24 protein-coding genes are annotated in these 26,934 nt (G+C 35.7%); 8 read left to right on the top strand and 16 right to left on the bottom strand.

The features are described from left to right. Positions 1–14: 14 nt before the first annotated feature. Complete coding sequence (locus OPR57_RS06855; protein WP_265036407.1) at positions 15–2,228, top strand: acetyl-CoA carboxylase biotin carboxylase subunit; 2,214 nt, start codon at positions 15–17, stop codon at positions 2,226–2,228. On the opposite strand, the gene OPR57_RS06850 is transcribed toward OPR57_RS06855, so the two are convergent. Genes OPR57_RS06850 through OPR57_RS06825 form a run of 6 tightly spaced genes read right to left on the bottom strand, consistent with a single transcriptional unit; the run spans position 2,177 to position 6,846 of the window. After that, positions 2,177–3,280 carry a COX15/CtaA family protein gene (locus OPR57_RS06850; RefSeq protein WP_265037594.1) on the bottom strand — a complete coding sequence of 368 codons (1,104 nt, stop codon included), beginning with the start codon at positions 3,278–3,280 and terminating at the stop codon, positions 2,177–2,179. The genes OPR57_RS06855 and OPR57_RS06850 overlap by 52 nt on opposite strands. Then, on the bottom strand, positions 3,271–4,860 hold the full coding sequence (locus OPR57_RS06845) for a glycosyltransferase family 2 protein (RefSeq protein WP_265036406.1): 1,590 nt from the start codon (positions 4,858–4,860) through the stop codon (positions 3,271–3,273). Before OPR57_RS06845 ends, OPR57_RS06850 begins: the two co-directional genes overlap by 10 nt. Before the next feature lie 5 nt (positions 4,861–4,865). Beyond that, the gene (locus OPR57_RS06840) at positions 4,866–5,342 is read right to left on the bottom strand and encodes a F0F1 ATP synthase subunit B family protein (RefSeq protein ID WP_265036405.1); all 477 of its coding nucleotides are present in this window, start codon (positions 5,340–5,342) and stop codon (positions 4,866–4,868) included. Between the two features lie 8 nt (positions 5,343–5,350). Then, positions 5,351–5,830, bottom strand: a complete 480-nt coding sequence (locus OPR57_RS06835) for a F0F1 ATP synthase subunit B family protein (protein WP_265036404.1) — start codon at positions 5,828–5,830, stop codon at positions 5,351–5,353. Positions 5,831–5,833: 3 nt separating this feature from the next. Further along, positions 5,834–6,061 (bottom strand): F0F1 ATP synthase subunit C, encoded by a 228-nt coding sequence (locus tag OPR57_RS06830; RefSeq protein WP_006014985.1) that lies wholly within the window; start codon positions 6,059–6,061, stop codon positions 5,834–5,836. Positions 6,062–6,120: 59 nt separating this feature from the next. Next, complete coding sequence (locus OPR57_RS06825) at positions 6,121–6,846, bottom strand: F0F1 ATP synthase subunit A (RefSeq protein WP_265036403.1); 726 nt, start codon at positions 6,844–6,846, stop codon at positions 6,121–6,123. A gap of 229 nt (positions 6,847–7,075) precedes the next feature. Between OPR57_RS06825 and OPR57_RS06820 the strand changes: the two genes are divergently transcribed. From OPR57_RS06820 to OPR57_RS06795, 6 genes are all read left to right on the top strand, one after another. Next, on the top strand, positions 7,076–7,363 hold the full coding sequence (locus OPR57_RS06820; RefSeq protein WP_265036402.1) for a hypothetical protein: 288 nt from the start codon (positions 7,076–7,078) through the stop codon (positions 7,361–7,363). Positions 7,364–7,794: 431 nt separating this feature from the next. Continuing rightward, positions 7,795–8,988: an IS4 family transposase gene (locus OPR57_RS06815; RefSeq protein ID WP_265037484.1), complete on the top strand. Its 1,194-nt coding sequence runs from the start codon at positions 7,795–7,797 to the stop codon at positions 8,986–8,988. A gap of 530 nt (positions 8,989–9,518) precedes the next feature. Continuing rightward, entirely contained in the window at positions 9,519–10,058 is a 540-nt protein-coding gene (locus OPR57_RS06810) for a hypothetical protein (RefSeq protein WP_265036401.1), read from the top strand. A 102-nt stretch (positions 10,059–10,160) separates the two neighbouring features. Continuing rightward, a complete protein-coding gene (gene guaA / locus OPR57_RS06805; RefSeq protein ID WP_265036400.1) occupies positions 10,161–11,723 on the top strand; it encodes a glutamine-hydrolyzing GMP synthase in 1,563 nt (520 codons plus the stop codon). A 351-nt stretch (positions 11,724–12,074) separates the two neighbouring features. Beyond that, positions 12,075–12,674 (top strand): hypothetical protein, encoded by a 600-nt coding sequence (locus OPR57_RS06800; protein WP_265036399.1) that lies wholly within the window; start codon positions 12,075–12,077, stop codon positions 12,672–12,674. Positions 12,675–13,121: 447 nt separating this feature from the next. After that, a complete protein-coding gene (locus tag OPR57_RS06795; RefSeq protein ID WP_406831642.1) occupies positions 13,122–14,453 on the top strand; it encodes an IS4 family transposase in 1,332 nt (443 codons plus the stop codon). Positions 14,454–14,546: 93 nt separating this feature from the next. On the opposite strand, the gene leuS is transcribed toward OPR57_RS06795, so the two are convergent. From leuS to OPR57_RS06770, 5 genes are read right to left on the bottom strand one after another with little or no spacing between them, the layout of a single operon-like run. Beyond that, the gene (leuS, locus tag OPR57_RS06790; protein WP_265036398.1) at positions 14,547–17,033 is read right to left on the bottom strand and encodes a leucine--tRNA ligase; all 2,487 of its coding nucleotides are present in this window, start codon (positions 17,031–17,033) and stop codon (positions 14,547–14,549) included. 12 nt (positions 17,034–17,045) lie between these two features. Beyond that, complete coding sequence (locus tag OPR57_RS06785) at positions 17,046–17,642, bottom strand: murein hydrolase activator EnvC family protein (protein WP_265036397.1); 597 nt, start codon at positions 17,640–17,642, stop codon at positions 17,046–17,048. 45 nt (positions 17,643–17,687) lie between these two features. Continuing rightward, positions 17,688–18,014: a MerR family transcriptional regulator gene (locus tag OPR57_RS06780; RefSeq protein ID WP_265036396.1), complete on the bottom strand. Its 327-nt coding sequence runs from the start codon at positions 18,012–18,014 to the stop codon at positions 17,688–17,690. Beyond that, positions 18,014–18,319, bottom strand: coding sequence for an integration host factor subunit alpha (locus OPR57_RS06775; RefSeq protein ID WP_265036395.1), 306 nt, complete (start codon positions 18,317–18,319; stop codon positions 18,014–18,016). The genes OPR57_RS06780 and OPR57_RS06775 overlap by 1 nt, the downstream gene beginning before the upstream one ends. A 60-nt stretch (positions 18,320–18,379) precedes the next feature. Beyond that, the gene (locus tag OPR57_RS06770) at positions 18,380–19,501 is read right to left on the bottom strand and encodes an MFS transporter (RefSeq protein WP_265036394.1); all 1,122 of its coding nucleotides are present in this window, start codon (positions 19,499–19,501) and stop codon (positions 18,380–18,382) included. 416 nt (positions 19,502–19,917) lie between these two features. Between OPR57_RS06770 and OPR57_RS06765 the strand changes: the two genes are divergently transcribed. After that, positions 19,918–20,118 (top strand): hypothetical protein, encoded by a 201-nt coding sequence (locus OPR57_RS06765; RefSeq protein ID WP_265036393.1) that lies wholly within the window; start codon positions 19,918–19,920, stop codon positions 20,116–20,118. A 142-nt stretch (positions 20,119–20,260) separates the two neighbouring features. On the opposite strand, the gene OPR57_RS06760 is transcribed toward OPR57_RS06765, so the two are convergent. From OPR57_RS06760 to putA, 5 genes are all read right to left on the bottom strand, one after another. Next, positions 20,261–21,763: a leucyl aminopeptidase gene (locus OPR57_RS06760; protein ID WP_265036392.1), complete on the bottom strand. Its 1,503-nt coding sequence runs from the start codon at positions 21,761–21,763 to the stop codon at positions 20,261–20,263. Between the two features lie 97 nt (positions 21,764–21,860). Next, positions 21,861–22,502 (bottom strand): protocatechuate 3,4-dioxygenase, encoded by a 642-nt coding sequence (locus OPR57_RS06755; protein ID WP_265036391.1) that lies wholly within the window; start codon positions 22,500–22,502, stop codon positions 21,861–21,863. A 525-nt stretch (positions 22,503–23,027) separates the two neighbouring features. Further along, the gene (locus tag OPR57_RS06750) at positions 23,028–23,150 is read right to left on the bottom strand and encodes a hypothetical protein (protein WP_265036390.1); all 123 of its coding nucleotides are present in this window, start codon (positions 23,148–23,150) and stop codon (positions 23,028–23,030) included. After that, positions 23,150–23,278 carry a hypothetical protein gene (locus tag OPR57_RS06745; RefSeq protein ID WP_265036389.1) on the bottom strand — a complete coding sequence of 43 codons (129 nt, stop codon included), beginning with the start codon at positions 23,276–23,278 and terminating at the stop codon, positions 23,150–23,152. The genes OPR57_RS06750 and OPR57_RS06745 overlap by 1 nt, the downstream gene beginning before the upstream one ends. Positions 23,279–23,428: 150 nt before the next feature. Continuing rightward, on the bottom strand, positions 23,429–26,569 hold the full coding sequence (gene putA / locus OPR57_RS06740; protein ID WP_265036388.1) for a bifunctional proline dehydrogenase/L-glutamate gamma-semialdehyde dehydrogenase PutA: 3,141 nt from the start codon (positions 26,567–26,569) through the stop codon (positions 23,429–23,431). Between the last annotated feature and the right edge of the window lie 365 nt (positions 26,570–26,934).

Below are 26,934 nucleotides of genomic sequence, written 5' to 3'. Positions count from 1 at the left end.
AGTATACTCATACGATGACGGAAAAGAAGTACAGTAAGATTTTAATAGCAAACAGAGGAGAGATTGCCTGCAGGATTATCAGAACTGCTCGTAGGATGGGTATATCTTGTGTATGCGTATATTCGGATGCAGATGTAAATTCTGTGCATGTAAGACAAGCAGATGAGTCAAGATATATCGGCCCTTCGCCATCTTGCCTCAGTTATTTAAACATTGAAAAAATATGTGAAGTAGCAGTTGAAACAGGCGCGCAGGCAGTTCATCCTGGCTATGGTTTTTTAGCAGAAAATCCAGATTTTCCACGTGCTCTTCAAAAACATAATATAGATTTCATCGGTCCCAGTGCAGAAACAATAGAAGTTACAGCTAATAAAATAACAGCAAAAGAGGCTGCAAAAAAAGCTGGAGTGAATGTAGTACCAGGATATATGGGTAAGATCAGCGATGCTGCCCACGCAGCTCAAGTTGCTGAAGAAATTGGCTTTCCTGTTATGCTTAAAGCTGCATCAGGCGGTGGTGGCAAAGGAATGCGAATTGTAAATTCCAAAAAAGAAATTGAACTAGCGTTCACATCAGCAACAAATGAAGCAGAGAAAAGTTTTAAGGATGGCAGTATCTTTATAGAGAAATATATAGAGTTACCAAGACATATTGAAATACAAATCATAGCAGATAAATATGGCAATATAGTGTGTCTTGGAGAGAGAGAATGCTCGATACAAAGGAATAACCAGAAAATAATGGAAGAAACACCAAGTCCATTCATTAGTGAAGAAGTAAGACAAAAAATGTATGCCCAATGTGTTTCTCTAGCAAAGCAAGTTGGCTATTTTTCAGCAGGTACTGTTGAGTTTGTTGTAGATAAAGACCAAAACTTCTATTTTCTTGAGGTAAATACGAGATTGCAAGTTGAGCATCCAGTAACAGAATTTATAACTGGAATAGACATAGTAGAAGAAATGATTAGAACTTCCTGTGGAGAAAAACTAAGGTTTAGTCAGGATGATATTAAACTTACTGGTTCTGCAATAGAAAGTAGGATTTGCGCTGAAGATCCATCAAAGAAATTTTTTCCTTCCAGCGGAAGAATAAAATATTACGATAAACCTAGTGCAAATGATTATGTAAGAATAGACGATGGAGTTGCTGCAGGTTCAGAAATTAGCACGTTCTATGATTCGATGATTGCAAAAGTGATAACATATGGAAAAGATAGAGTAGAAGCGATCAGCAGAATGCAAAAAGCATTGTCTGAATGTTATATAGGAGGAGTAACAAATAATATAGAATTTCTAGAATCCATCTTCCATCACCCAAATTTTATTGCAGCGAAGCTCCACACGAGATTCATTCCAGACCATTACCCTAGTGGGTTTCACGGCGATTTTATTACAGAAGAGTATATTAAAATATTTATTTTCATTACGTTATATGTTCATTTAGAAAATGAAGAAAGGTACCACAATCAACCAGTGAATGAAACACCTCAGGTGTCATTCCAGTACGTGACACTGGAATCTAGTAAAAAAGAAGGGGCACCAGTATCAGCTACTCACTCTCCGGTGTCATTCCAGTGCTTGACACTGGAATCCAGAAAAGAAAAAGAGTGGATCCCAGTGTCAAGCACTGGGATGACATCTTGTGGTATTGGGATAACACCTCATGATATTGGGGCAATATCTCATAGCGCTGAGATTACAGGTGGTTATGCAAGAGATTTATTCATAGTGAATATAAATGATAATGAGTACTCCATAAGTGCAAGATATCAAGATAATATATTAACAACAGTATATAACCACAATACATACTCTGTAGTAGGCAAATGGAAATCAAGTCATAAGTTACTATATATTACAATTAATGATGATGCTGATATAACATTTAAAGTAGAAAAACAAGGCAGCAAATACTTCATAAGACATGCAGGCATGAAAGCTGAGTGTTACATATTTAAACCTCATGTAGCTGAATTAAGTAAGTTAATGCTAAACAATGAAACAGAAGAGATTTCAGCAGATGCCGTAAGATCCCCAATATCTGGCTTATTAGTTAAATTACACGTAAATGTAGGAGATCAGGTGGAAATAGGACAACCTTTATTTGTGGTGGAGGCAATGAAAATGGAAAATATTATATGTGCTGAAGCAGCAATGGTGATAAAAAATATTCCCGTTCAAGAAGGAAAAAATGTGCAGATTGGTGATGTAGTCTGCTTTCTTAAATAACACAAGAAGTATAAACTTGACCCAAACAAGATAAATGAAAACACTTGATGAGCTATGGCAATGACTATTGGTATGTGCAATAATAGAGTAATTACACCTAAAATAATCTGAATGATAACGGAGAGCAGCATAATATATACCGGTTTTACACTGGCATTTTTTATTGTAAGTATTGCTGTCAGAACTAATATTAGCAATGCCAATGCTCGATGTATAAATTGCACTGTTGCTCTGTTCTCAAAGATATTTAACCATGTAGGCTGTAAGAAAAATAAATCTTCTGGAACGATTTGTCCGTCCATTAGTGGAAAGGTATTGTAAATCAAACCAGCATTTAATCCCGCAACAAACGCACCGAAAATTATTTGTATAGCAACTAGAATCATAATAAGTATTGTGTAATATATACTACTGTTAGTAGATTGAAATCCTGTCATCCCAGTGTCACGCACTGGGATGACATCTTTCTTGGTGAAAGTTACTCTTATATCGCAATGTTCGTGCAGTTGCGTGCGTGACGCTGGCTGATAATCAAAAAATTGATATGACAATAATGCAAAGATAATTAATGCTAATAACAAGTGAAGTGCAAGCCTATAGTGGCTAACATGAGGTTCAGTTACTAAACCACTTTTAACCATATACCAACCAGCAAAAGCTTGTAAAGCTCCAAATAATAATGCCACAAATAGCTTTATTACTACCTTTTTAGATATTTTTCTTCTTAATGTAAAATATATAAATGGCAGGACAAAAACTAAACCTGTTAGTCTTGCCACCAATCTGTGTACATATTCTATTAAGTATATAGCGCGAAACTCCTCCATACTAATACCATAGTTAAGTGCTTTATATTCAGGTGTAGCTTCGTATTTTAATTTTTCTTGTAGCCAGTCTTGTTCACTCAGTGGTGGTAATGTTCCAGTAATTGGTTTCCACTCTGTGATTGACAATCCTGCTTTTGAAAGTCTGGTAAATCCACCAATCCCCACCATGAGAATTACCATAATACAGCAGAGAAAAAGCCAAATAGCTACAGGTTTTACTTCCATAAACCATGCTGAGTTTTGTTCCATCGCTCAGGGTAAAGAATAAATTCCCACAAGGCAAGAAAAGCTGCAACACTATGTAGCAGATTATAGACCGGAAAAAATATCGATACTATATAAAAATAAAAAGGCATCTTTTGCTGTTTGACAGCTATTACCAAAAGAATCAGGTTAGTAACGTATACCACTACAAAGTAGTACAAAAATAATTCATTTAAAACTTTAGTTAATATCAATGAAAGCAGTAAAAATCGAGTAGTAAAAAATATAAAAACTGCAGAGCCAACAAAAAAATTCAATAGCAAAATTCCCTTAAATCCAGTGTGTTTATAAAGTGACTTTATATTTTTTAAATGAACAATATAAGTTTGCATATAGCCTTTGATCCAGCGCGCTCTTTGCTTAATCCAAGCAAATACAGCAATTGGTGACTCTTCCAATGTTTCTGAATCAATCATCCTGGTTTTATATCCCATTTGCGCAAGTCTCAAACCGAGGTCAGCATCTTCGGTAACACTGTAAGCATCCCAGAAAAACACTTTTTTTAGAATTTTTACTGAAAAATGATTACTGCTACCACCCAAAGGCATCGGCATGTTCATTTTTTGGAATCCAGGCAATAAGTATTGAAACCAGTTCATATACTCCAGAGAAAAGGATTTTGTGAGAAAATTATAATCACAATTATAGTAATTTAATTTCGCCTGTACACAGGCAAGCTTATCGTCGCCCTTATTAAATTCAATCAGTGCTTTTTTTAACTGCAATGGGTCTGGTTTATCGTCCGCATCATATATTACTGCATACTTTCCTCTAGCAAAGCTCATAGCATAATTGCATGACTTGGCTTTTGTTCTAGGCAAAGAACGAGGCACTTTTATTACTTCAAAATACTGCGGTAAAGTGTACTTTTCTATAGCTGCTAGCGTTTCCTGGTCATCACTTTCTACCTGAAGCTTCACATCTAATTTTGATTTTGGATAATCCAAACTTTCAATGCTTTCGATCAATTGCTCTATCACTGCACTTTCTTTAAAAGCAGGCAATAAAATAGTATATATAGGAAAATCTTCTTCATTCAGCTTACTATAATCCACTTTTTGGTTGGAGGTTTCACATAAGTTAAAAATTGTAGCTATAAACTTGAATAAATAACTAGAACAGCCGATTATAAATATCAACATCAAAGCAAAATATGTATATTTCTCTGTTAGTGTTAAAATTGAAGTTACAATAAAGAAAGAAGCAAAAAATATTGAGCTTAGTTTAATGCTTTTGACTGAAAAATTAGGATTCTTGTAATATAAGTAGTTGCTTGCAAATTCTGAAATACCAAAGTGCGAGTTAAGAAGATTTAAAATCTGTTCGCTATCAACTTTTATTAATACATAGTCAATACCGTAATGAGCTTCGACCCAACGGTTGACATCTTGGCTTGTGTCTTCAACCATAAAAAAAGTAGTATCATTTAATTTTTGCCAAGGAATTATATTAAATTTATAGTAAAAAAGTTTCTCTTGCTCTTTGCACAAACTAGAATCAAACTTAATTTTTTCTACATTATCAGCTTGAAGTATAGGCATTAAACCTAATGCAATTTTTTATTTAAGTCACGTGAAAACGAAGATATGACCTCGCTACTACGCTTATCATCTTTACGTTCATGCATTATTTTTTTTACAGCATCAGCAGCTATATTCGCTGTGTTAGCCTGTAAATCTCCAAGAGCTTTTTCAACTTGGTCAGTGACTTTCTTCAAGTTAGAATGGGCATTGTCATCTAATGTCTGATCTAGCTGCTGTCTATTGCGCTTAATGATACTATTAGCCTTATCAAGTGCTTCATTCATCATTTTATTAACTTCTGCATCTAATTCTTTGTATTTTTCAGAAGATTTTTTGTAATACTCCAACATATCTTTCCTGAATTTTTCAGTTTCTTCACTTGAAAATTTGCTTTTATTACGCTTATTGTTAAGCGCATTTTTTATCACTTTCTTCAGCAATTTATACGAAAGAACAAGGCCTACCAAGAAGGCAAGACCGATAATCAGTGATGTAGACATAAAAACCCCTAAAATTCTTTGGACACCAAGTCAGCAATAAATTTCTCTTCAATTTCAGAATTGGTCAATTTAGTGTAGTAAATTAAAGCAATACTAGTAGCCATTTGTTTTAACTCACTAGTGTACTCACATTTAAATTTTGCTACTTTTTCTTCAATAAGCTTGCTCATTTTTTTGTCTTCCTCTTCTAATATACTCTTAACATTAGCTCTCATTTCTTCTACCTGAGCAAGTGCATCATCTATGATCCTTTTTGCCTGTATTCTAGCTTGGTTTAAAGCGGCATTATACTTTGCAATCTGCTCTTCCGTGAGTCTTAAAAGATGAACAGAACTATTAAAAGAACCCAATACTTCTTTACTTCTAGTGCTTATTATTTCATCTAACTTTGGTAAAAATAAACAACTTACTACGAAAAAAAGTGAAGAGAAAAAAATTAAAAACCAAAAAATTTGAGAAAAGAAGGTTGAAACATCAAGCTGTGGCATCTGTTAAGCAGCAAATATTAATAACATTGCAAGTACAAACGCAAGCAATCCCATGATTTCAACCATGGCAGCACCAATATAAACGTAACTTTTCATTTTACCTTCTGACTCAGGGTTTCTCGCAATCCCATTTAACATAGCAGAGAAGATATTAGCTATACCTAAACCAGCACCGAGCATTCCAAACACAGCTAAACCAATTGCTATAAATTTTAAAGCTACTAAATCCATATATTACCTTTAATTATTTCTTCATAATATAATTGTAAAATATTCTACAAGGAAGTCAATTACTTTACTGCATCTGACAAATATACACATGTTAATATAGTAAATATATAAGCTTGTAAAATTGCAACAAATACTTCAAATCCTATCAATGCAATTATGAACAAAAACGGCGCAGGAGTGAGAAATATGTTCATATTTACAATAAACCCTGCTATCACTTTGATGATTGTATGACCAGCAATCATATTTGCTGCAAGCCTTATTGATAGGCTAATCGGTCTTACTAAATAAGCAAACAACTTAATAATAATTATTATAGGTGCAAGCCACGAAGGAGTTCCTTTTGGTAGCAATATGCGTAAAAATTCTACTCCCCTTTCTTTAAATCCAACAATCGTTATATAAATAAAAACCACCATCGATAAAGCGAAGGTGACTATCACATGACTTGTGACCGTGAAACTATAAGGAAGAACACCAACTAAATTACACGATAAAATGAAAATAAATACTGTAAATATCAATCGAATGTGCTGCAAGCCTTTGCTTCCAGTGTTATTTTCTATTATTGAAATAACAAAATCATATACATACTCAACTGCAGCTTGCAAATATCCTGGTATTACTGCCCCCTTCTTTATTCCAAAAAGCAAAAAGAGTATCACCAATATCACCGAAATCATCGTGAAAAGAGATGAATTGGTAAAGCTTACGTCATACCCAAATAACCTAGGTAACTCTATTATTGTATATACTTTAAACTGTTCCAGTGGATTTAATGCCATTTTAATCTGAACTATAAACAGTAAATAAAGTATGAATTTTATAGGACAAAGTCAAGAATTAAGATAAGGCTTTGTGTTATTATAACATTGATACATTAACAAAATATGTAATTAGAGTGTTAATTACAGTCAGCTCTGTATTTTAAAATTTACTAATCTTATTAAATTATTCAATATCTTGACTTAACACCTTATTTTAATTATAATTTAATTTTTAGTGAGGTATATAATGAACGAAATAGATTTTATTAACACTAATCATCTTTTAAATTTAGAGCAGGAATTTGGTAACGGATACATCAAATTGACAGATGGTTCCTTTAACGAATATACTGGCCATTATCAAGTAGGAAGCGAAATACTAGATGAAAGCCATAATATGATAGGAAACTTAACTATTGATGGTTACATTTATAATGCCCATGAAGATGACCACAATATGAATCTTAAATTCTCTATGGAGGTGGATTTAAAAGGTGATATAGAGAAGATAAATGCTCTTCGCAAGAAGATATAAAGTTACAAAAGCTTCTACATCATTGCTTGTAATGCTCTAGTGTACAAACATTGCAATTTGTAGATAATTTGCGTAGCAGGTGGTGTCATCCCAGTGTCAAGCATTGGGATGACAGGGAAGGTGTTAGCCTGACAACCGTCATCCCGCTACTTGTTAGCGGCTAAGAGATACCGCGGCGGTATGACGGTTAAGTAATTCGTCATTCCGCTATGTGTTAGCGGATGAGATACCGTGAATAAATCACGGTATGAACGTAGGATTGCTGTCATCCCGCAGCGGGATCTCTTGTTAGCGGATGAGATACCGCGGCGGTATGACGGTTAAGTAGGTCATACGCGTCAAGTTAAGGAAAAGTGTAAGTAAAATTGATAGAGTGAAGGAAAAGAATAAGGTATAAGTTCTTCTTGGATATGTGAATGAGAGAACTTACAATGGACAGAATAGCTTGCTTATCAAAAGACCTCAATGAATTCTTTAATGAAAAAGCAGACGAAATATCAATTGCAGTAGGTTTTATAAAAAGAAAGAGAAAACTTAATGGCTCATCATTCATAAAAGCTATGGTTTTTGGTAACATAGGAGTTGGTGATTGCAGCATAGAAACAATGTGCCAATTGCTAAATGAAGACTCGATAGAAATTACAAAACAGGGTTTGGATTATATTAGCCTGCCCAGTAGCATGGAAGATATGTACAAAGGATATGGGAGTAGCTATAGAGATTGTGAGAGTAATACCAAATCAGGAATAAAGCTGCAGTTAGTCTTTGATTACCTGAACCAAGCGCTAGATAAGTTAAATTTAATAGAAGGAATAAGGTCGGATCAAGGTTATAGGGATTATCTGAACGGTTTATCAGCCAATGATTTGCTAATATTTGATTTGGGCTACTTTGTGCCTAGTTCTTTTAAACAGATTGATGAAGCAGGTGCATATTTTGTTAGTCGTTATAAGTCTGATACCAATATATATGATATAGAAACAAATCAAAAAATAGAGTTGTTGGAATGTTTAGAAGGTCAATCCCTTCTAGAGATGGAAGTGCTATTAGGAAAAGAAGTAAAAATTAAAGTGAGAATTATATGTCAAAAATTAACTGAAGAACAGTCTATAATTAGAAGAAGGGCTAATAAGTTAGCAAAATCACATGGATATACATCTTCTCAAAAGAATCAAAAATTGCTGGATTGGTCGATATTCATAACTAACGTTCCAGAGAGTAAAATCAGCGCTGAACAAGTATTAACAGTTTACAGGGTAAGATGGCAGATTGAATTATTATTTAAATTGTATAAGAGTCACATCAGGCTTGACGAACTTAAAGGAAAACCATACAGAGTATTATGTGAACTATACGCTAAATTGTGCGCAATTCTTATATTTCATGGAATAGTTGGTTGTATAAAACTGAAAGAGAATACAGAGCTGAGTTTAACAAAGGCATTCATTGAATTAAAAAGAAGGATTAGGGAGTTGTTTTTAGCGTTAAGCAGTAAAATTAATAATTTGAGAATTTTCCTGAAAAAACTTACCACAGACTGGTCACAATTTTCTGTGAAAGATAGATATAGAAAAACTAGAGTATCCACCTTAAGTTCATTGAATTTTCTTACCCTTGCTTCTTAACTTGACGCGTATGGCTTGGTGAATGGTAGTGAAATTTCTTTTACTCAAATTTAGGTATTCACTGACCGTTCTTGTTATAAATACCAGAATAATAAGCTACTGATATTCGCCATCTTTTTTATCTTTAATCCATCATAGCTAGCGATGCAACAAAGCCATCCCAGTGTCAAGCACTGGGATGACATCATAGAGGCACTGGGATGACAGCTAGCCTGACAACCGTCGTCCAGCTACGTGTTAGCGCCGCGGCGGTATGGTGTAGGAAAATTAGCTATATAGCTAAATTGCACCACACATTAAAGCTTTTAAGAGGTCTTAGTTTACTTGCTCCATTACTTTCTTTATTATAAGATATCACTTTTAAATAATATAGAGGAGCAAATTGTCAGCAATTGCCATTATTGATTTTGGTTCACGTACGATATCGGTAGTTAACATTAGCTATCTGAGGGTCAGAACCGCCTTTCTTAAAGGTATTTTAAGTATACTGAATGTATCATTGATACGTGATAATAAAACTGGAGGGTTTTATGGAAACATCTGAATTAACTTTACTCGACTTGCAGAACTTTTTTGAAAAATTAAAAGGGCATGTACGTAGTGAAGTAGAAAAATATGTAGATGAAGAGGCAAAAGAAATTAAGGACAAGGCAGCAACTTATATAACAAACAAAGTATTCAACAATATGATGGGCAATAAACCGATAGGTGAGCTCCAAATAGATAAACCCAAAACAGATAAGCCTAAAAGGATAGTTAGGAATAGATATGGTGGAGCGCAAAATAAAGAGGTCATCAAAGCTCTATTTATAGGGGAAATACTTGTATGGGATCGCCCAGAGAGTGGTCAGAAATACGAAATTAAAGTTGAGGGAGTGGAAAAGTTTGTAGATAACAAAACTGGAAAAGTGATTGAGGCTAAGTCTCTATCCGGAGTGTGTATAGCATTGGTTGGTGGTGGAAGTTATAGTGGTTGGGAAGAATTGGAAGTATGTCTTAACCCTAAAGAGGGGCTGCAACTTCTGAAGTACCACCGTAAAAAGTTCTTCTTAGATAAAAATAGATCATAGCCAACCCACGCCGTCCGTCAAAGTTTTAAACAGGTCTTGGTTTACTTACTCCATTATTTTCTTTATTATCAGATATCATTTTAAATAATATGGAGGAACAAATTGTCAGCAATTGCCATTATTGATTTTGGTTCACAGTTTACACAGCTTATCGCAAGACAAGTCAGAGAAATGGGCGTTTATTGTGAGATATTTCCAAGCAACATCAGTTTTGAAACAATATCAAAATTCAATGGGTTTATTCTCTCTGGAGGACCACAATCTGTAAATGATGATTGTTCTGAAACAAGTAGAGTAGTACATGAAATTATAAAACTTAATGAGGCAACAAACGTTCCTATACTTGGAATATGCTATGGACAGCAACTCATTTGTCATTATTTTGGAGCAAAAGTAAAAGAGAGTTTTAAACAGGAGTTTGGCAGAACTAAAATCAAGATACTAAAAGAATCCCCCATTATAAAGGATACCTGGGATGTTAATTCTGAAGTGGGTGTATTAATGAACCATGCGGACAGTGTTGATACTATACCACAGGGATTTACTGTTATCGCATCAGGTGTGATAAATCAAACAATTGCAATGATTGTCAACGAACAGCGGAAGATTTACTGTACTCAGTTCCATCCTGAAGTGAGGCCCACAACAAATGGTAGTAAATTGCTCTCTAACTTCTTGGATATTGCAAATTGCAAAAGAGACTGGACAATGAAGTCGTTTATTGAAAAGCAGAAGGAAAAAATCAGAAATGTAGTAGGAGAGAAAAAAGTAATCGCTGCAGTAAGTGGTGGAGTTGATTCAAGTGTTGCAGCGGCTCTCACACATAAAGCTATAGGAAAACAATTGAACTGTATTTTTATCGATACTGGGTTGTTACGCAAGAACCAGACCATTGCTATGTTGAAAGAGATTCCGATAAACTACGTTGATAAATCAAATTTATTTTTGAGTAGGTTGAAGGGAATAACTGATCCAGAAGAAAAGCGAAAAATCATCGGTAACGCTTTCATTGAAGTGTTTGAAGAAGAAGCAAAAAAAATAGGTGATGTAGATTTTTTGATGCAAGGTACTATTTACTCTGATGTAGTTGAGTCAGGGCATGCCTCAGACAACACTAGTACAATTAAGTCTCACCATAATGTTGGTGGGTTACCAGAAAAGATGAACCTGAAGCTAGTGGAGCCTTTACGTTACCTCTTTAAAGATGAGGTAAGGCTACTTGGAAAGGAAATTGGGCTTTCAGATGAGATAATATTTCAACATCCATTTCCAGGACCCGGACTTGCGGTGAGGATTATAAGTGAAGTCGATGAAGAAAAGGTGCAAATATTGCAAGAAGTAGATGAAATATATATTAATACGATGAAAAATTACGATCTATACGATAAGATATGGCAAGCTTTTGCTGTATTATTACCAATAAAAACTGTAGGCGTCATGGGAGATGGTCGTACATACGGATATGTTTGTGCTTTAAGGGCTGTAACATCATCTGATGGTATGACAGCTGATGCATTTCCATTTGAAAATAAGGATCAACACTTGCTAGTATTTTGGGATTTTTTACAGAATGTTGGCAGTATAATTGTTAATAATGTTCCCGGAGTAAATAGAGTTGTATACGATATAACTTCCAAGCCACCCGCAACTATTGAGTGGGAGTAATCATGAGCCAGCGTCACGCGCATAACTGTACACACATTGCAATTTGCAGGAGGGTGTCATGCAAGTAGCTGACACTGGTTCCTTTCGAGAGATGGGCTGGTGTACCTTGATATGAACGGTTGTTGCCGCATCGGTCGCACACGCCCGCTATTCCTATAGTGAGTAGGGTTATCTTTCCCTCTTATTTATATCACATTTTTAACTTACAATTTTGCTATTCTGCTGAACGGATACATCCGAGTAGCACATCCTTTACTTTGTGGCTATACTTTTTTTAACATATAGTTATATCTTTTTTAATATAAAGGATATATACTTATGCATTATATATTTTTTTGTATGAGGAGTTATATGAAAATAAAGAGATTGTGCGTTTTGGCTGTTTTGCTTACTTCATCTCTAGCCGGTGCAGCTAGTAATAGTGCAAGTAAGTCAGAAGATAAGTACTATGCAGGTTTAAACTTTGGTGCTGGATGGGGTGGTGGCTTTATAATGAAACCTAGCGTTGTTTTTGGTTATCACCATGACAAAAACTCTAAATTTGAACTTGAGGTTCTTGCTAATATGAGTGATATTGCTAAGGATACAAGGAAAATAGGGGCTAGCTTATTGGCAAATTATCGTTATTATCCTGACCTTGATATTGATCCTGTTAAGCTATACGTCAGTGGAGGTTTAGGAGGATATCTCCAAATAGTACCTTTTGGCTTTGGTAACGGTGGTACAAGTAAACCTGCAAGCACAGATGTTGGAGCTGCTGGAGAGAAGGCACCTTTAGTAGACAACATACTGGGTTCTATTTCCTATAAACTGAAGGTTGGTGTTGATTATGAAATTACTCCACAGATAGTTGGTGCAGTTGGTGTTACCGCAGGCGGGCAACTGAGTGGTATAAAAGCATTGCAAATACCAGATGCAACTCTGGAGGTAGGAATACGTTATAATTTTTAATGCTGCTAAATTATAACTTAGTTCATAAAGGTAGAGACAATGTTGAGGATGAAATAAACAGCATTAAAAAAATCCGGAAACATATGAGATGCTTTTCGAATATGGTTTTGAACGCTAACTGTAGATTGGAAAAATAGTAAGAAAAAGGGTAAACTCCAGTATTTGTAACCGTTCACGGATTGTGAGAATGAATAAAGAACTAGGCCCAAAGTGTGATGGTATGGATTTAGTATAAATAATTCAGGATACTTGTGTCCAATGGTTACATATAAATGTGTAACCATAATTCCTCCCGATGGTAACTTCTTATATATCATACCATCACACTTTGGGACTGTACACTCAATCATACGCGTCAAGTTAAGGAAAAGTGTAAGTAAAATTGATAGAGTGAAGGAAAAGAATAAGGTATAAGTTCTCTTGGATATGTGAATGAGAGAACTTACAATGGACAGAATAGCTTGCTTATCAAAAGACCTCAATGAATTCTTTAATGAAAAAGCAGACGAAATATCAATTGCAGTAGGTTTTATAAAAAGAAAGAGAAAACTTAATGGCTCATCATTCATAAAAGCTATGGTTTTTGGTAACATAGGAGTTGGTGATTGCAGCATAGAAACAATGTGCCAATTGCTAAATGAAGACTCGATAGAAATTACAAAACAGGGTTTGGATTTTAGATTTACTGAAGAAGCAGTGGAATTTATGAAAAGAATGTATAATGAATCTTTAGTTTTATTTAAAAACAGCTTACAGGTTGATTGCAGAATTTTGAAGCAATTTAGAAGCATTAAGCTATTGGATAGTAGCTATATTAGCCTGCCTAGTAGCATGGAAGATATGTACAAAGGATATGGGAGTAGCTATAGAGATTGTGAGAGTAATACCAAATCAGGAATAAAGCTGCAGTTAGTCTTTGATTACCTGAACCAAGCGCTAGATAAGTTAAATTTAATAGAAGGAATAAGGTCGGATCAAGGTTATAGGGATTATCTGAACGGTTTATCAGCCAATGATTTGCTAATATTTGATTTGTGCTACTTTGTGCCTAGTTCTTTTAAACAGATTGATGAAGCAGGTGCATATTTTGTTAGTCGTTATAAGTCTGATACCAATATATATGATATAGAAACAAATCAAAAAATAGAGTTGTTGGAATGTTTAGAAGGTCAATCCCTTCTAGAGATGGAAGTGCTATTAGGAAAAGAAGTAAAAATTAAAGTGAGAATTATATGTCAAAAATTAACTGAAGAACAGTCTATAATTAGAAGAAGAAGGGCTAATAAGTTAGCAAAATCACATGGATATACATCTTCTCAAAAGAATCAAAAATTGCTGGATTGGTCGATATTCATAACTAACGTTCCAGAGAGTAAAATCAGCGCTGAACAAGTATTAACAGTTTACAGGGTAAGATGGCAGATTGAATTATTATTTAAATTGTATAAGAGTCACATCAGGCTTGACGAACTTAAAGGAAAACCATACAGAGTATTATGTGAACTATACGCTAAATTGTGCGCAATTCTTATATTTCATGGAATAGTTGGTTGTATAAAACTGAAAGAGAATACAGAGCTGAGTTTAACAAAGGCATTCATTGAATTAAAAAGAAGGATTAGGGAGTTGTTTTTAGCGTTAAGCAGTAAAATTAATAATTTGAGAATTTTCCTGAAAAAACTTACCACAGACTGGTCACAATTTTCTGTGAAAGATAGATATAGAAAAACTAGAGTATCCACCTTAAGTTCATTGAATTTTCTTACCCTTGCTTCTTAACTTGACGCGTATGGTTCGTACAGCTGTGTGTCAAGCACTGACCACTTTTGCTTCAATATTTGCGATGCTCCTGAACAGATACACTCGGATTTTTTATATAACTATATTTACTATCTTATTTGGTACAGCATATACAGTGCGAACTTTGCTTTGATCGATCTTACTGGACACAGAGTCTATCGCTATTTTCTTCAATTCTTCTTGAGGCAAGTTAATTGCCACCTTGATTGTTGTACGTAATTTTCCATTGATTTGCACTGCTATAGTTACCGTATCGTCAACTAATAATGATTCATCAGCTTTTGGCCAAGGTTGACCTCCTATTTCTTGCCATAGGCTTTCAGCTAGATGTGGTATGAATGGTTCGATTACTCTGATTAATATACATATACCTTCATCAATAAGAGATTTTCCAGTTTTTACGTCTATTTCAGCTATTAAATTCGTCATCTCACGAAATTTTGCCACTACACAGTTTAATCTGCAGTTTTCTAAGTCATCTGTAAGTCCGTGTAAGAGTTTATGAATTTTTTTTCTGTACTCTAGAAGTCCACCCGTAACACTTTCATTATCATAGTGTATATTTACAGGTCTCAACTGCATGACCATACGCCACAATTTATTTACATAACGAGAACAACCTTCTACGCCATCATCGGACCATTCCATATCTTTCTCTGGAGGAGTGTCGGACAACACAAACAAGCGAGCAGTATCAGCACCATACTTTTCTATGATAAAGTTTGGGTCAACTGTATTCTTTTTCGATTTGCTCATTTTTTCAACTTTGCCCACTTGAACTTTTGCACCTCGCGCTATTAATTCTTTTGCTTCTGCGGGAAATAGCCACTTACCATTTTCGTCTTTATAAGTTGCATGGCAGACCATTCCTTGAGTGATTAAAGTAGAGAAAGGCTCTTTAATAGCAAAATAGCCACATTTGGTTAAAGCACGGCAGAAAAATCTTGAATAAAGCAAATGCAGAATTGCATGTTCTATTCCACCTATATAATAATCAACAGGCATAAAACGATTACATGCATCTTTGTCTATTGATTTATCTTCACTACAGAATGCAGCAAAATACCAGGAAGATTCAAAAAAGGTGTCGAATGTATCAGTTTCACGCTCTGCTTGCTTTCCGCACTTTGGACAATCAACAAATTTCCAAGTTGGGTGCTTATCCAGCGGATTGCCACCACTTGTAAATTCTACATCTATTGGTAGAACTACAGGAAGGTCTTTTTTTGGCACTGGAACAGTTCCGCAGTCTTTGCAATATATGATAGGTATAGGGCATCCCCAATAACGCTGCCTTGAAACTCCCCAATCGTGTAGACGATAGTTTGTTGTTTTCTTACCTATCCCTTTTTCTTCAAGTTTTTTAGTGATTACTTTTTTTGCTTCACTAACCGTCAATCCATTTAAGAATTCAGAGTTGCACATTATTTCGCCACCAGTGTAGGCTTCTTCTAGAGTCACTATGGCTTGTGCACCCTTTTCACAAATAACAGGAATTATCGGCAAATCATATTTCTGTGCAAATTCAAAATCACGCTGATCGTGTGCAGGGCATCCAAAAATTGCCCCTTCCCCATACTCCATCAACACAAAATTCGCTATGTAAAGCAGCAATTCCTTATCAAGAAATGGATGTTTGACGTTTAATCCGGTGTAAATTCCAATTTTTTCATCAATTATCATTCCAGCGCGTGACGCTGGAATCTCATCTTTTTCCTGGATCCCAGTGTCAAGCACTGGGATAACAACAGAAGAACCATTCTTTAAATCCTGCACAATAGGATGCTCTGCTGCCACTGCACAAAAAGAAGCCCCAAACAAAGTATGAGGACAAGTTGTAAAAACCTTTAATTTCTTATTCAGGCCAACGATTTCAAACTCTATAGTTGCTCCTTCAGATTTTCCTATCCAACGCTCCTGCATTGTTTTGACTTTTTCTGGCCAATTTTTCAAACTTTGCAGGCACTTGAGTAAATCTTCAGCGAAATCAGTAATCTTTAAAAACCATTGGGACAACTTACGTTTTTCAACAACTGCACCTGATCGCCATCCTTTTCCATCAACCACCTGTTCATTTGCAAGCACTGTTTGGTCCACTGGATCCCAGTTAACCCATGACTCTTTTCGATAGGCAAGCCCATGCTTTAAAAAATCCAGGAAAAATTTTTGTTCGTGTTTGTAATAATCAGGCTCACATGTGGAGAGTTCACGCTCCCAATTATAAGAAAGACCTATAGATTTCAACTGTGTACGCATATTATCTATATTCTCTTTTGTCCATGTTTCGGGGCTAATATTGTTGTCCCTTGCTGCATTCTCGGCTGGTAATCCAAACGCATCCCAGCCAATTGGATGCAAAACCTCAAATCCATTAGCTCTCTTGTAACGTGCTATCACATCCCCTATTGCATAGTTACGTAAGTGTCCCATATGAATTTTACCAGATGGATATGGAAACATTTCCAACACGTAACACTTTTCTTGTTTACCACTCTTGTTTACAGAAAAATCCCATTTATCTTGATAAAATTTTTCAACACTTTTAAAATCATATTTCATATAAATCCAAATTCAATTACAGTTCATATGCATCAAAGGATCAACCGCTTGGCCATTATGTCGTATTGTGAAACACATCTGTGGATCTTTATCTTGTGTGCTTGATTTACCTGCAGATCCAATTACTTGACCTTGCTTTACTTTATCGCCAATTTCAACATGTATGTTTTTTAAATAGGAGTACACAGTCATGTAATTATCTTTGTGTTCCACTATAATTAAATTCCCATACCATCTCAGCCCTTTGCCTACATATATCACTTTGCCGGGTGCAGAGGCAATTACGTTCGTTCCATTTTGAGCAGCAATTTTTATGCCATCCTTACACATTTCATCAGAAGAGGTAGCTGAACCTTTAACTGGCATTACAAATTTACAATTTACCTCCACGTTTTGTGCATCATTGTTATCTTTGTATATCCTATTTATGATGGCTTTTCTACTTTCTTTTTGCACTGAAGGCTCCCTAATTAAATGGTACTCTCTTGTATATTCCAGATCTCTTTTTCCGTAAAATTCTTCGCCTTTAAGCAACACAGGTGCAGGTTTTTGCAGGCCACAGCCTATTAATATTGCTAATAACATAAGAAATGAGGCTATATGCCACATTTTAAACTCTCACAAAACTCCAAAATTTTAGCGAGACGTAGTGTTTCACGTCTGCTTGTTACTTTCCTCGTTATTTATTTTACTAGTTAAATAGTCCCTCAAATCGGTGAGTTCTTGCAACAAATTCTTTGTGACTTTTATATCATTACCAAATTCTTTTTGCACTCCTTTTATTGTATATCCTTTATCATATAGCATGTATTTTACTTTCTTTATGGCCTCTATACATTTACAATCATATAGCCTTCTTCCTTTACTCTTTGTAGGCTTAATTTGATGAAATTGACCTTCCCAAAATCTCAAAACATGCTGTTCCAAATGTAGCTCTTCAGCTACTTCCCCAATCGTATAAAATAATTTTTCCTTGTTCATTAATTATTGATTGATTTTTTTATAATTTTTGAAGGCCTAAAAGAAACTGAATTTCTTGCCTGAATCATCACTTTCTCCGATGTATTTGGTATATTTCCTGGTCTTTCCTTCTTTTTTTTGACCAAGAATGTTCCAAATGATGATATTTTCACTATTCCATCCTTTACCAAGCTTGTCTTTATTTCGTCCAATATATCATCTATTATCGAAACAGAGTCTTCCTTTGATAATCCTATTTCTTGGTTTATATTTCCAGCTATCGTTGCCTTAGTTACTGTTATGTCTTTTGTTGTAACGTGATCCATTATTGATAAATATTACAATACGTAAATATAATATAGCAATCGACTCGAGATTCAGCTACTTTATTTTTTAGAGTATGTCTCTTTTGTTGCATAATTTAAAATACCGGTAGCTATCAATATCGCAAATATTGCAAAAAGTGCCATTTGATGATCTGTAAAAAGTGCTAACATTGACACTATAACTCCACTGCCAATAAACATAAATCCATTGATAATGGATGATGATGTGCTGATGTATTTTCGTTTCACAATCTCGCTGCCGACAGTAAAATTAAGCATATGTCCTCCCGCAAAAAACCCGAACATTAACATACAAAAGTACACAACGTGGACTGTTAAATGGCTGTATAGTAAAATAATAATTGAGACGCCTTGCAATAAAGCAAAAGCAGAAATTACATGTTTCCTATTTTTAAATAAGTTTGAGATTCGATCTGCAATTGGAGCACCAACTGCAAGACCAAGCCATAGTATTGCAGTTGCTATACCTGACTCCATTGCATTGAGTTCTGAGTTGCCCAGTAACCTTGGAGCCCACAAGGTATTAAGTGCTAAAAATGTTCCAAAAGTAATAGCACCCATCACTGAAGTTATCCAGATATCTCTTGATTTTAGCACTGTGAGTACAGAGCACATTACTGTCTTCATAGAGCCTTTTATTGTGCGCTTTTCTGAGCTGCTTTCTGGAAGTGTGTTTGGACAAAAAAGCGTAAGTACAAATATCAACACACCAAATAGTATTATGCATACAATCAGATTTTTCCAATATGCATCTTCGGCAAGCAAGTTAGAGAACAGTATTTGAATTACCAAAGCAGAAAGGCTTGAAATTGTCTGCACTAGTGAAAACATCAATCCAAATTGGGCAGCGGAAAAACATATGCTACTTGTGTGAGCAGCACCAATAAAACCAAATGATGCTCCAGTTGCAATCAACACTTGAGACAAAATCAAATGGGAGAAATTGTCACTATTAATAAGGACAAAAAACCCCAAGATCATAGTTGATAATGAGAAAAAATAAATTTTTTTACTGGAAAAAACATTAAACGTTGCTCCACTAAAAAATTGTAAGATGGCGAAAGTCCAAGTATATGCTGAATTAGCCAGTGCAACTTGCGCGATTGTAAGTCCAAGTTCCTTTTCAAGATTTACACTTATAAAGGTATAAATTATCTGCATGTTGCTGAATATAACAACCAAGTTACTAATCAGCCAAATGAACCAAGCCTTAGCTCTGCTTTCCATAAGATTTGTTTTTATAAGTAATCTATTAGAAATTTAACACTAAGTCTCTTTTTAAGCTATTGTTTCCTGACTACTGCTATAGCTAACCCAAAAAAGGTTTCCCTACGTCATGCCGCCGCGGTATCTCTTAGCCGCTAACAAGCGGCGGGATGACGATTGTCAGGGTGTCATCCCAGCGCCCCTATGATGTCATCCAAGTAGCTGACACTGGTTTCCATCCAAGACGGTGTCATTCCAGTGCTTGACACTGGAATCCAGACTTTAATTGTTATACTTGTAAATAATCTGGTGAAAATAAACGTTCATCTCAAAATGCAGTATTTTTGTTGAAATAGCTCAACTGGATCCCAGTGTCTGGGCACTGGGATGACACCATAGGAGGCTACTTGGATGACAAAAAAAGGAGCACTGGGATGACAGCAGTCCTACGTCATAACGCCGCGTTATCTCTAGATCCCGCTAACAAGCAGCGGGATGACGAGCTTATCGTCACGCCGCCACGAACCGTCATACCGCGATTCATTCACGGTATCTCAGCCGCTAACAAGTAGCGGGATGACGGTTGTCAGGGTGTCATGAAAGTAGCTGACGCTGGAATCCAGAAAAAAAGAAATATGCGTCAGCTACTTTCATTTGCTGCGCCTCGAAAATAAACGTTCATGTAGCCAAGCCATAAATCCAGTATAAAGATCTTTAATCATTGGCTTCGTAGTACTTCTCAACCAACTTATTAAGTAACCTTACACCAAAACCTACTGCTCCTCTTGGACAAATGTCAGTACCTTTTTCGTGCCAAGCAGTGCCTGCGATATCTAAATGTGCCCAGCAAGTTTCATTCACAAAACGCTGTAAAAACTGTGCAGCCATTATGCTATCTCCACCAGAGCCTGCAGGAGCGATGTTTTGAACATCAGCAATCGGTGAATCAATAATTTTGTCATAAGTTTCATTCATAGGAAAACGCCATAACTTCTCATTTACTTCATTTCCTACATCAATCAGACGGTTTGCTAATTCATCATTGTTTGAAAAAAGACCAGCATATTCGTTATTTCCAAGTGCAACCACTATAGCACCAGTTAAAGTTGCAAGATCAATCATAAATTTTGGTGAGAATCTGTCTTGCGTATACCATAAAGCATCTGCAAGTATGAGCCTTCCTTCTGCATCGGTGTTCAACACTTCTATTGTCTGTCCAGACATTGAAGTTACTACATCACTTGGTCTTTGAGCATTACCACCCACTGCATTTTCTGCAAGTGCGACCACGCCGATTGCATTTACTTTTGCTTTTCGTCCTGCTAAAGCATGCATCACCCCAACCACAGCAGCAGAGCCTGCCATGTCATATTTCATCGACTCCATACCACGTGAAGGTTTGAGCGATACTCCACCAGTGTCAAACGTTATGCCTTTACCAACAAAAGCTATTGGCTTTTGTTCTTTAGCAGCTCCATTCCATTTTATCACTACTAATTTTGGTTCTTTACTACTTCCTTGTGCAACTCCAAGCAAGGCTCCCATTTTTTTCTCTTCCATCTGCTTTTTATCAAGCACTTCAATTTCAAGGCCAAGCTTAGTAAGTTCTTTTTTTATATGATCAGCATAGGATTCTGGATATAGAATGTTAGGAGGCTCTGTTATAAAAGAGCGCGCAAGAAATATACTCTCACCTTCTTGCCTTAAGTGCTCAAATGATCTTTCAGCATTACTTAATTGCTCAGCTTTTACTAATACGGTAATCTCCTCTACCTCTGTAATTTTCTCATCCTTTTTAGTTTTATACTTATCAAACTTAAAACTACGCAGAAACGCACCATATGCAACATTTGCTGCACTACCTTCGATTAAAACCGCTGCTTTTTTAATTTTTAATCTGCTTAACTCACAATATATTTTACCACCAATATTTAATTCTTTATTTTCATTCCATTCATCCTTCTTACCCAGTCCAACAACTATGACATTTTTTTCTTCTGGCAAAGCAGTAGAGAAAAATTCACCAAAACTTCCATTGAAATCGCTAAATTGCTTTATATTATCTATGACCTGTTTTCCTTGCAAAACTCCGCCATCATTTACGGTTTCGTTGTCCTCAAATAAACCCATTACTATTGTTTTAAAATCGGGCGAAATTTTAGAAATTGTTATTTTCATTGCTGGCATCTCCGTTGCAAATAATTGTAAACTGTACATAAAACATAGCAAAAACATCAGTAAGATATTTTTCATATACATCCTAAGTACAATAACACTCAAGTTTACTATGGACTCCCTTACATGCAAGGGTTTTTTATCTTTTATTAGAGAACTTATTATATCCGCCCAAGGTAATGTTAAACGTATAGGTTTTTATGACCTGATCACTGTAAGTAAATGGTGTTATGAGAAGGCTTGCAAGCCCATTACTAACAAAATCTCCAAGAACAGGATCAGCACAATTATCGCAATTATGGTCAGCAAAAAACATTTGCGTTGTGAATTCGGGAAAATCCGGATGTTGCACTAGAAAGTTAATATGTGGAGCTCTATCACCAATTTTACCAGGTGTTATCGTAATAAAGTTATAATAGCCAAGGTTATTCACTACAAACCTTCCTGATCCAGCAAAATTCGGATCATCCTCTATATCCTTATCGTAATGGTTCACGCCACGTGAATTCGCGTGCCATATAGAAACTACAGCATTTTGTATTGGTAAACAGTTTATATCAGTAATTCTACCCACTATGTGTATTAATTCTCCTGTTGCACTATTTGGAGAACCGGGTTTCCTTCTTAAATTGTTTGAAGAGCTAAAATTTTTTGGCCTTGCATCAAGGTCATAAATTTCTGGAGTTTCAATGCAGTTGAGCAAAACAGGATCAGCTGCAAATAGCGGCAAACTGAACACCATTTGTACTAAAAACGCTAACAAGATATTTTTCACATTCATTTCATTTATAATAGACTTCTTGCATAACCATATAACAAACTTTTATTGGAAATAGAAACGAAAAAACTTACTTGACACCCTCCGCCAGCCCTCTTATCATGGTATTGAAGGTATTCAGTTATCTTCATCTGTGCAGATTAAACAGCAAGAAAACAACGTAATTGGCGTCTTATTTTTAATTTTTTGCACTATGTGCACCTTATGTCTTTATAAAGTTTCTAGGTTTTTACCTAATATAAGCTAAAATGCGCTTATAAAGCATTTAAAACATTAAAAAACGCCAACTTAAAAAATGGATAGTGAATAACTAGCTACCCTAGGGTTTCTTTTGCCTTTTTTTCTGTTTAGCAAATTTCTTAAACATTTATGACTAAAGGTTAGTTGCATTAAAAAGCAGCTAAATCGCGGTTATTAAGCGTTTAGAATAAAAAAACGCCATACTTGAAAGTATAATGTAAGTAATTAGCCAACCACGGGGCTTCTTTTGCCTTTTTTTTCATTTGGTAAATTCCTTAAATATTTAGATTAGTTGCAATTTAAGAGACCATAAAGGGTGTCATTCCAGTGCCCCTGTGATGTCATCCCAGTGCTCCTTTTTTTGTCATCCCAGTGCTTGACACTGGGATCCAGCATTTCACGCAATCCCATCAAGAACGTTGTATTTTACATAACACTTTTATGCTTACCAACTTAATAAAATTCCTGGATCCCAGTGTCTGGGCACTGGGATGACACCCTTTTGGATAGAAACCAGTGTCTGGGCACTGGAATGACACCGAAGGGGCTACTGCTGTCTTGGATGGAAACCAGTGTCAGCTACTTTCATGACACCCTGACCTCGTCATCCCGCTGCTTGTTAGCGGCTAAGAGATACCGCGGCGGTATGACGGTGTAGGTAAGATAGGAGAAAAATTAGGGCCCGCAAATTAATCCAAACACATAAGTGTAGTGTTACCACCAAATGCTGTAGTGTTAACACTTACAACTTTTTCTGTAGAAAAACGCTGTAAATAATGAGGACCACCAGCTTTTGGCCCAGTGCCAGATAGTCCTCTACCACCAAATGGTTGTATCCCAACTGCTGCACCTATCTGGTTACGGTTGATGTAGACATTTCCAACTGATATTTTTTTACTTATAGTGTCAATTTGAATTTGTATACGACTCTGCAAAGAAAACGTAAGTCCATATCCAGTACTATTTATATCACTTATAACTTCATCTAATTGTGACTTGTTAAAACGTATGATATGTAAAATAGGACCAAATACTTCTTGCTTTAATTGCGAAATTTTTTGTATCTCATAAATATATGGAGGAAAGAAATAACCATTATGAGAATTTGTATCCATGGGTACTTTAAATAACAGATTTGAATCTCCGTCCTCTGACATTTTTTGCGTATGTTGAGTTAGCATATCGATAGATGCTTTGTCAATTATTGGACCAATATCAGTACTAAGTTGTATTGGGTCACCAATCTTGAGTTCTTGCGCTGCACCGCATATCATTTTTATCTGCTTCTCTGCTATGTCCTCTTGAATAAACAGCACTCTAAGTGCAGAACAGCGTTGGCCGGTGCTGCGAAACGCAGAAAGCACAACATCTGTAGTCACTTGCTCTAAAAGAGCAGAGCTATCAACTATCATAGCATTGAGCCCTCCTGTTTCAGCAATAAGTGGTACGATAGGACCATCCCTATTTGCAAGCATTTTATTGATTATTTGAGCAGTTTGTGTTGAGCCAGTAAAAGCTACTCCGGCAATTCTATTGTCTGAAACTAATATTTTGCCTAAATATCCACCATCCCCAGGAATGAGGTGTAACACATTTTTTGGTATCCCAGCTTCATGTAGTATCTTAACAGCTTCATAAGCAATAATAGGTGTCTGCTCTGCCGGTTTTGCAAGCACCGTGTTACCTGCTGCAAGTGCAGCTGAAACCTGCCCAAGAAAAATAGCAAGTGGAAAATTCCATGGTGATATGCATAAGAAAACTCCCCTGCCTTCAAAAAAGATGAAGTTATCTTCACCTGTTGGACCTGGCAATTTTTTCCAGTCGCTCAGTTCATTCTTTGCTATCATTGCATAATAACGCAGAAAGTCAACTGCTTCCCTTACTTCTGCTATTGCATCGGATAAAATTTTTCCTGCTTCCACAATCAGAATGTAAATCAACTCTCTCATTCTTTCTTCAAGCAAATCCGCAGCTTTTTCGAGGTATTTAGCGCGCTCTACTGCTGAAACATTCTGCCACTTAGTAAAAGCACTATGTGCTATTTCAAGAGCGTTTAAAGCTTGATCGCTTGTTGCACTTGACACTTCTCCAATTATATTTTCCAAATGTGCAGGATTCACTACTTCGATAAATTCAGCACTATCAAATAGTGCCTTTCCATCAATTATTGGTCCAACTTGCCACTTTTTTTCACTAAAATCCTTTATATCATCTGCAAATTGTGAAACTATCACAGAATCACTAATATCCATTCCCAAGGAATTTTTTCTTTCTGGTCCCAAAATACCTTGTGGTAATGGAATGCCTGGATGAGGTTCATAATTAAAATTTATAGCTTTTTCCAGTGGATCTGAAATTAACTCATCGATTTTAACGTTAGGATCACTTATTTGATTAACAAACGAACTATTAGCTCCATTTTCAAGAAGGCGTCTTATAAGATAAGGCAACAAGTCACTATGTTCCCCAACGGGTGCGTAGACACGACAGCTAACATTTGTTGCAAGCTCTGACATTGCATAATCATATAAGTCTTTTGCCATTCCATGTAAGCGTTGAAATTCAAATCCAGGGTGGTTTTTATCAGCAAGTTCCATGATAGAAGCAAAAGTATAGACGTTATGAGTTCCAAAGCATGGGTAAAAGCTGTTTGGTTTACTCAAAAGTTTCTGTGCGCACACGAGGTAAGATACGTCAGTATAGCTTTTTCTTGTAAATACTGAGTAATCATTTAATCCCAATTCTTGCGTACGCTTGATTTCTGAATCCCAATATGCACCTTTTACAAGTCTGACCATAATTTTATGATTTGATCGAATAGCAACATCCTCTACAAAGTCAAGAACAGACAAAGCACGTTTTTGATATGCTTGCACAGCCAAGCCAAGCCCTTCCCACTCAGAAAGTGATTCATCAAGCCGTAATTGTTCAAACAAGATTAAGGAAATTTCAAGTCTTTCTGTTTCTTCTGCATCTATGCATAATGAAATGTTGTATTTTTTTGCTTCATGACAAAGCTCTAGCAGTTTAGCTCTCAACTCTTCAGCTATATTATCGAATTGGCTGAATTCATAACGTGGATGTAATGCAGACAATTTGATTGAAATTCCATGCGATTTAAAACAATCATTTATTTCAGTGGATTCACCTATAGCTTTTATTGAATGCATATATGAATTAAAATACTCTTCTGCATCCTCAGTTGTGTGAGCAGCTTCGCCAAGCATATCAAAAGAGTATAAAAACTTACTATTGTCATCTAGTTTTGCGTACCTTAAAGCTTCTTCTATGGTTTCTCCAACAAGAAAATGATTACCAAGCATAGACATTGCTTGTTTTACTGCTTTGCGAATGATCGGTTCTCCTAAATTCTTAAGTAACTTAGAAATTGCGTAATAGAACTTCGAATCGCCTTCATTATCTCTCAATATACTGCTACCTATCATTAAACTCCACGTGGAAGCATTGACGAACACTGAAGAAGAATATCCTAAATATTTACTCCATTCTTGATTGGCAATTTTATCTTTGATTAGTTCGTCTATTGTATAATCATCTGGTATTCTAAGTAGCGATTCAGCAAGGCACATCAATGCTATTCCTTCATCATTGGAAAGCGAGTATTGCTGCATAAAGGAATCTACAATACTTAATTTATTGTGTTTGATTTTTTCAATAACTTGTTTTGCTATATTATAAATTCTATTTTTTGAATCAGCTGAAAGCTCTGCTTTTTCTACAAGATAACGTATATAACTCTTTTCATCAGTACGATAAAATCCTTGTAAACGTTTTCTGAGTTCATTAGGTTCTTGTATAGAACTTATCATATATAATTATCTCCAAAAAATACTCCGACACCATATGTATGGTGAAATTATATCATAACTTTGCACAGAGCAAATTGTTATTTACAAAAGGGCTAGGATGAAGAAGCCTAAATGGGAGCCGCAAGTGCAGTTTTGTGAGGAATTAGTAACGCTCCCTTCCTTTAATTTTTCTTAAAATCTCTACCTTTTTGAAAAAAATTTCCATAAATGTGATATTACAGAAATAAAGTTGTTGACTTTATGGCAAAGCTTAGTAGCATAAAATAAGAATTATATTTATAACTTAAAGTTTGATGTACTACAAGCATTCTAATTTCATTATTACTTCTTTCATTATTGTCGGCTAAGGCCGGTACATATCCTTA

The sequence above is a fragment of the Wolbachia endosymbiont (group A) of Anomoia purmunda genome (assembly GCF_947251545.1).
Taxonomy (GTDB): domain Bacteria; phylum Pseudomonadota; class Alphaproteobacteria; order Rickettsiales; family Anaplasmataceae; genus Wolbachia.
This window is presented reverse-complemented; position numbering and strand designations above follow the sequence as displayed.

Bases quoted from the DNA above. Each gene is read 5' to 3' on its own strand.
- OPR57_RS06855 (WP_265036407.1), top strand. From the start codon at position 15: ATGACGGAAAAGAAGTACAGTAAGATTTTAATAGCAAACAGAGGAGAG.
- OPR57_RS06850 (WP_265037594.1), bottom strand. From the start codon at position 3,280: ATGGAAGTAAAACCTGTAGCTATTTGGCTTTTTCTCTGCTGTATTATG.
- OPR57_RS06845 (WP_265036406.1), bottom strand. From the start codon at position 4,860: ATGCCTATACTTCAAGCTGATAATGTAGAAAAAATTAAGTTTGATTCT.
- OPR57_RS06840 (WP_265036405.1), bottom strand. From the start codon at position 5,342: ATGTCTACATCACTGATTATCGGTCTTGCCTTCTTGGTAGGCCTTGTT.
- OPR57_RS06835 (WP_265036404.1), bottom strand. From the start codon at position 5,830: ATGCCACAGCTTGATGTTTCAACCTTCTTTTCTCAAATTTTTTGGTTT.
- OPR57_RS06830 (WP_006014985.1), bottom strand. From the start codon at position 6,061: ATGGATTTAGTAGCTTTAAAATTTATAGCAATTGGTTTAGCTGTGTTT.
- OPR57_RS06825 (WP_265036403.1), bottom strand. From the start codon at position 6,846: ATGGCATTAAATCCACTGGAACAGTTTAAAGTATATACAATAATAGAG.
- OPR57_RS06820 (WP_265036402.1), top strand. From the start codon at position 7,076: ATGAACGAAATAGATTTTATTAACACTAATCATCTTTTAAATTTAGAG.
- OPR57_RS06815 (WP_265037484.1), top strand. From the start codon at position 7,795: ATGGACAGAATAGCTTGCTTATCAAAAGACCTCAATGAATTCTTTAAT.
- OPR57_RS06810 (WP_265036401.1), top strand. From the start codon at position 9,519: ATGGAAACATCTGAATTAACTTTACTCGACTTGCAGAACTTTTTTGAA.
- OPR57_RS06800 (WP_265036399.1), top strand. From the start codon at position 12,075: ATGAAAATAAAGAGATTGTGCGTTTTGGCTGTTTTGCTTACTTCATCT.
- OPR57_RS06795 (WP_406831642.1), top strand. From the start codon at position 13,122: ATGGACAGAATAGCTTGCTTATCAAAAGACCTCAATGAATTCTTTAAT.
- leuS (WP_265036398.1), bottom strand. From the start codon at position 17,033: ATGAAATATGATTTTAAAAGTGTTGAAAAATTTTATCAAGATAAATGG.
- OPR57_RS06785 (WP_265036397.1), bottom strand. From the start codon at position 17,642: ATGTGGCATATAGCCTCATTTCTTATGTTATTAGCAATATTAATAGGC.
- OPR57_RS06780 (WP_265036396.1), bottom strand. From the start codon at position 18,014: ATGAACAAGGAAAAATTATTTTATACGATTGGGGAAGTAGCTGAAGAG.
- OPR57_RS06775 (WP_265036395.1), bottom strand. From the start codon at position 18,319: ATGGATCACGTTACAACAAAAGACATAACAGTAACTAAGGCAACGATA.
- OPR57_RS06770 (WP_265036394.1), bottom strand. From the start codon at position 19,501: ATGCAGATAATTTATACCTTTATAAGTGTAAATCTTGAAAAGGAACTT.
- OPR57_RS06760 (WP_265036392.1), bottom strand. From the start codon at position 21,763: ATGTACAGTTTACAATTATTTGCAACGGAGATGCCAGCAATGAAAATA.
- OPR57_RS06755 (WP_265036391.1), bottom strand. From the start codon at position 22,502: ATGAATGTGAAAAATATCTTGTTAGCGTTTTTAGTACAAATGGTGTTC.
- OPR57_RS06750 (WP_265036390.1), bottom strand. From the start codon at position 23,150: ATGGGATTGCGTGAAATGCTGGATCCCAGTGTCAAGCACTGGGATGAC.
- putA (WP_265036388.1), bottom strand. From the start codon at position 26,569: ATGATAAGTTCTATACAAGAACCTAATGAACTCAGAAAACGTTTACAA.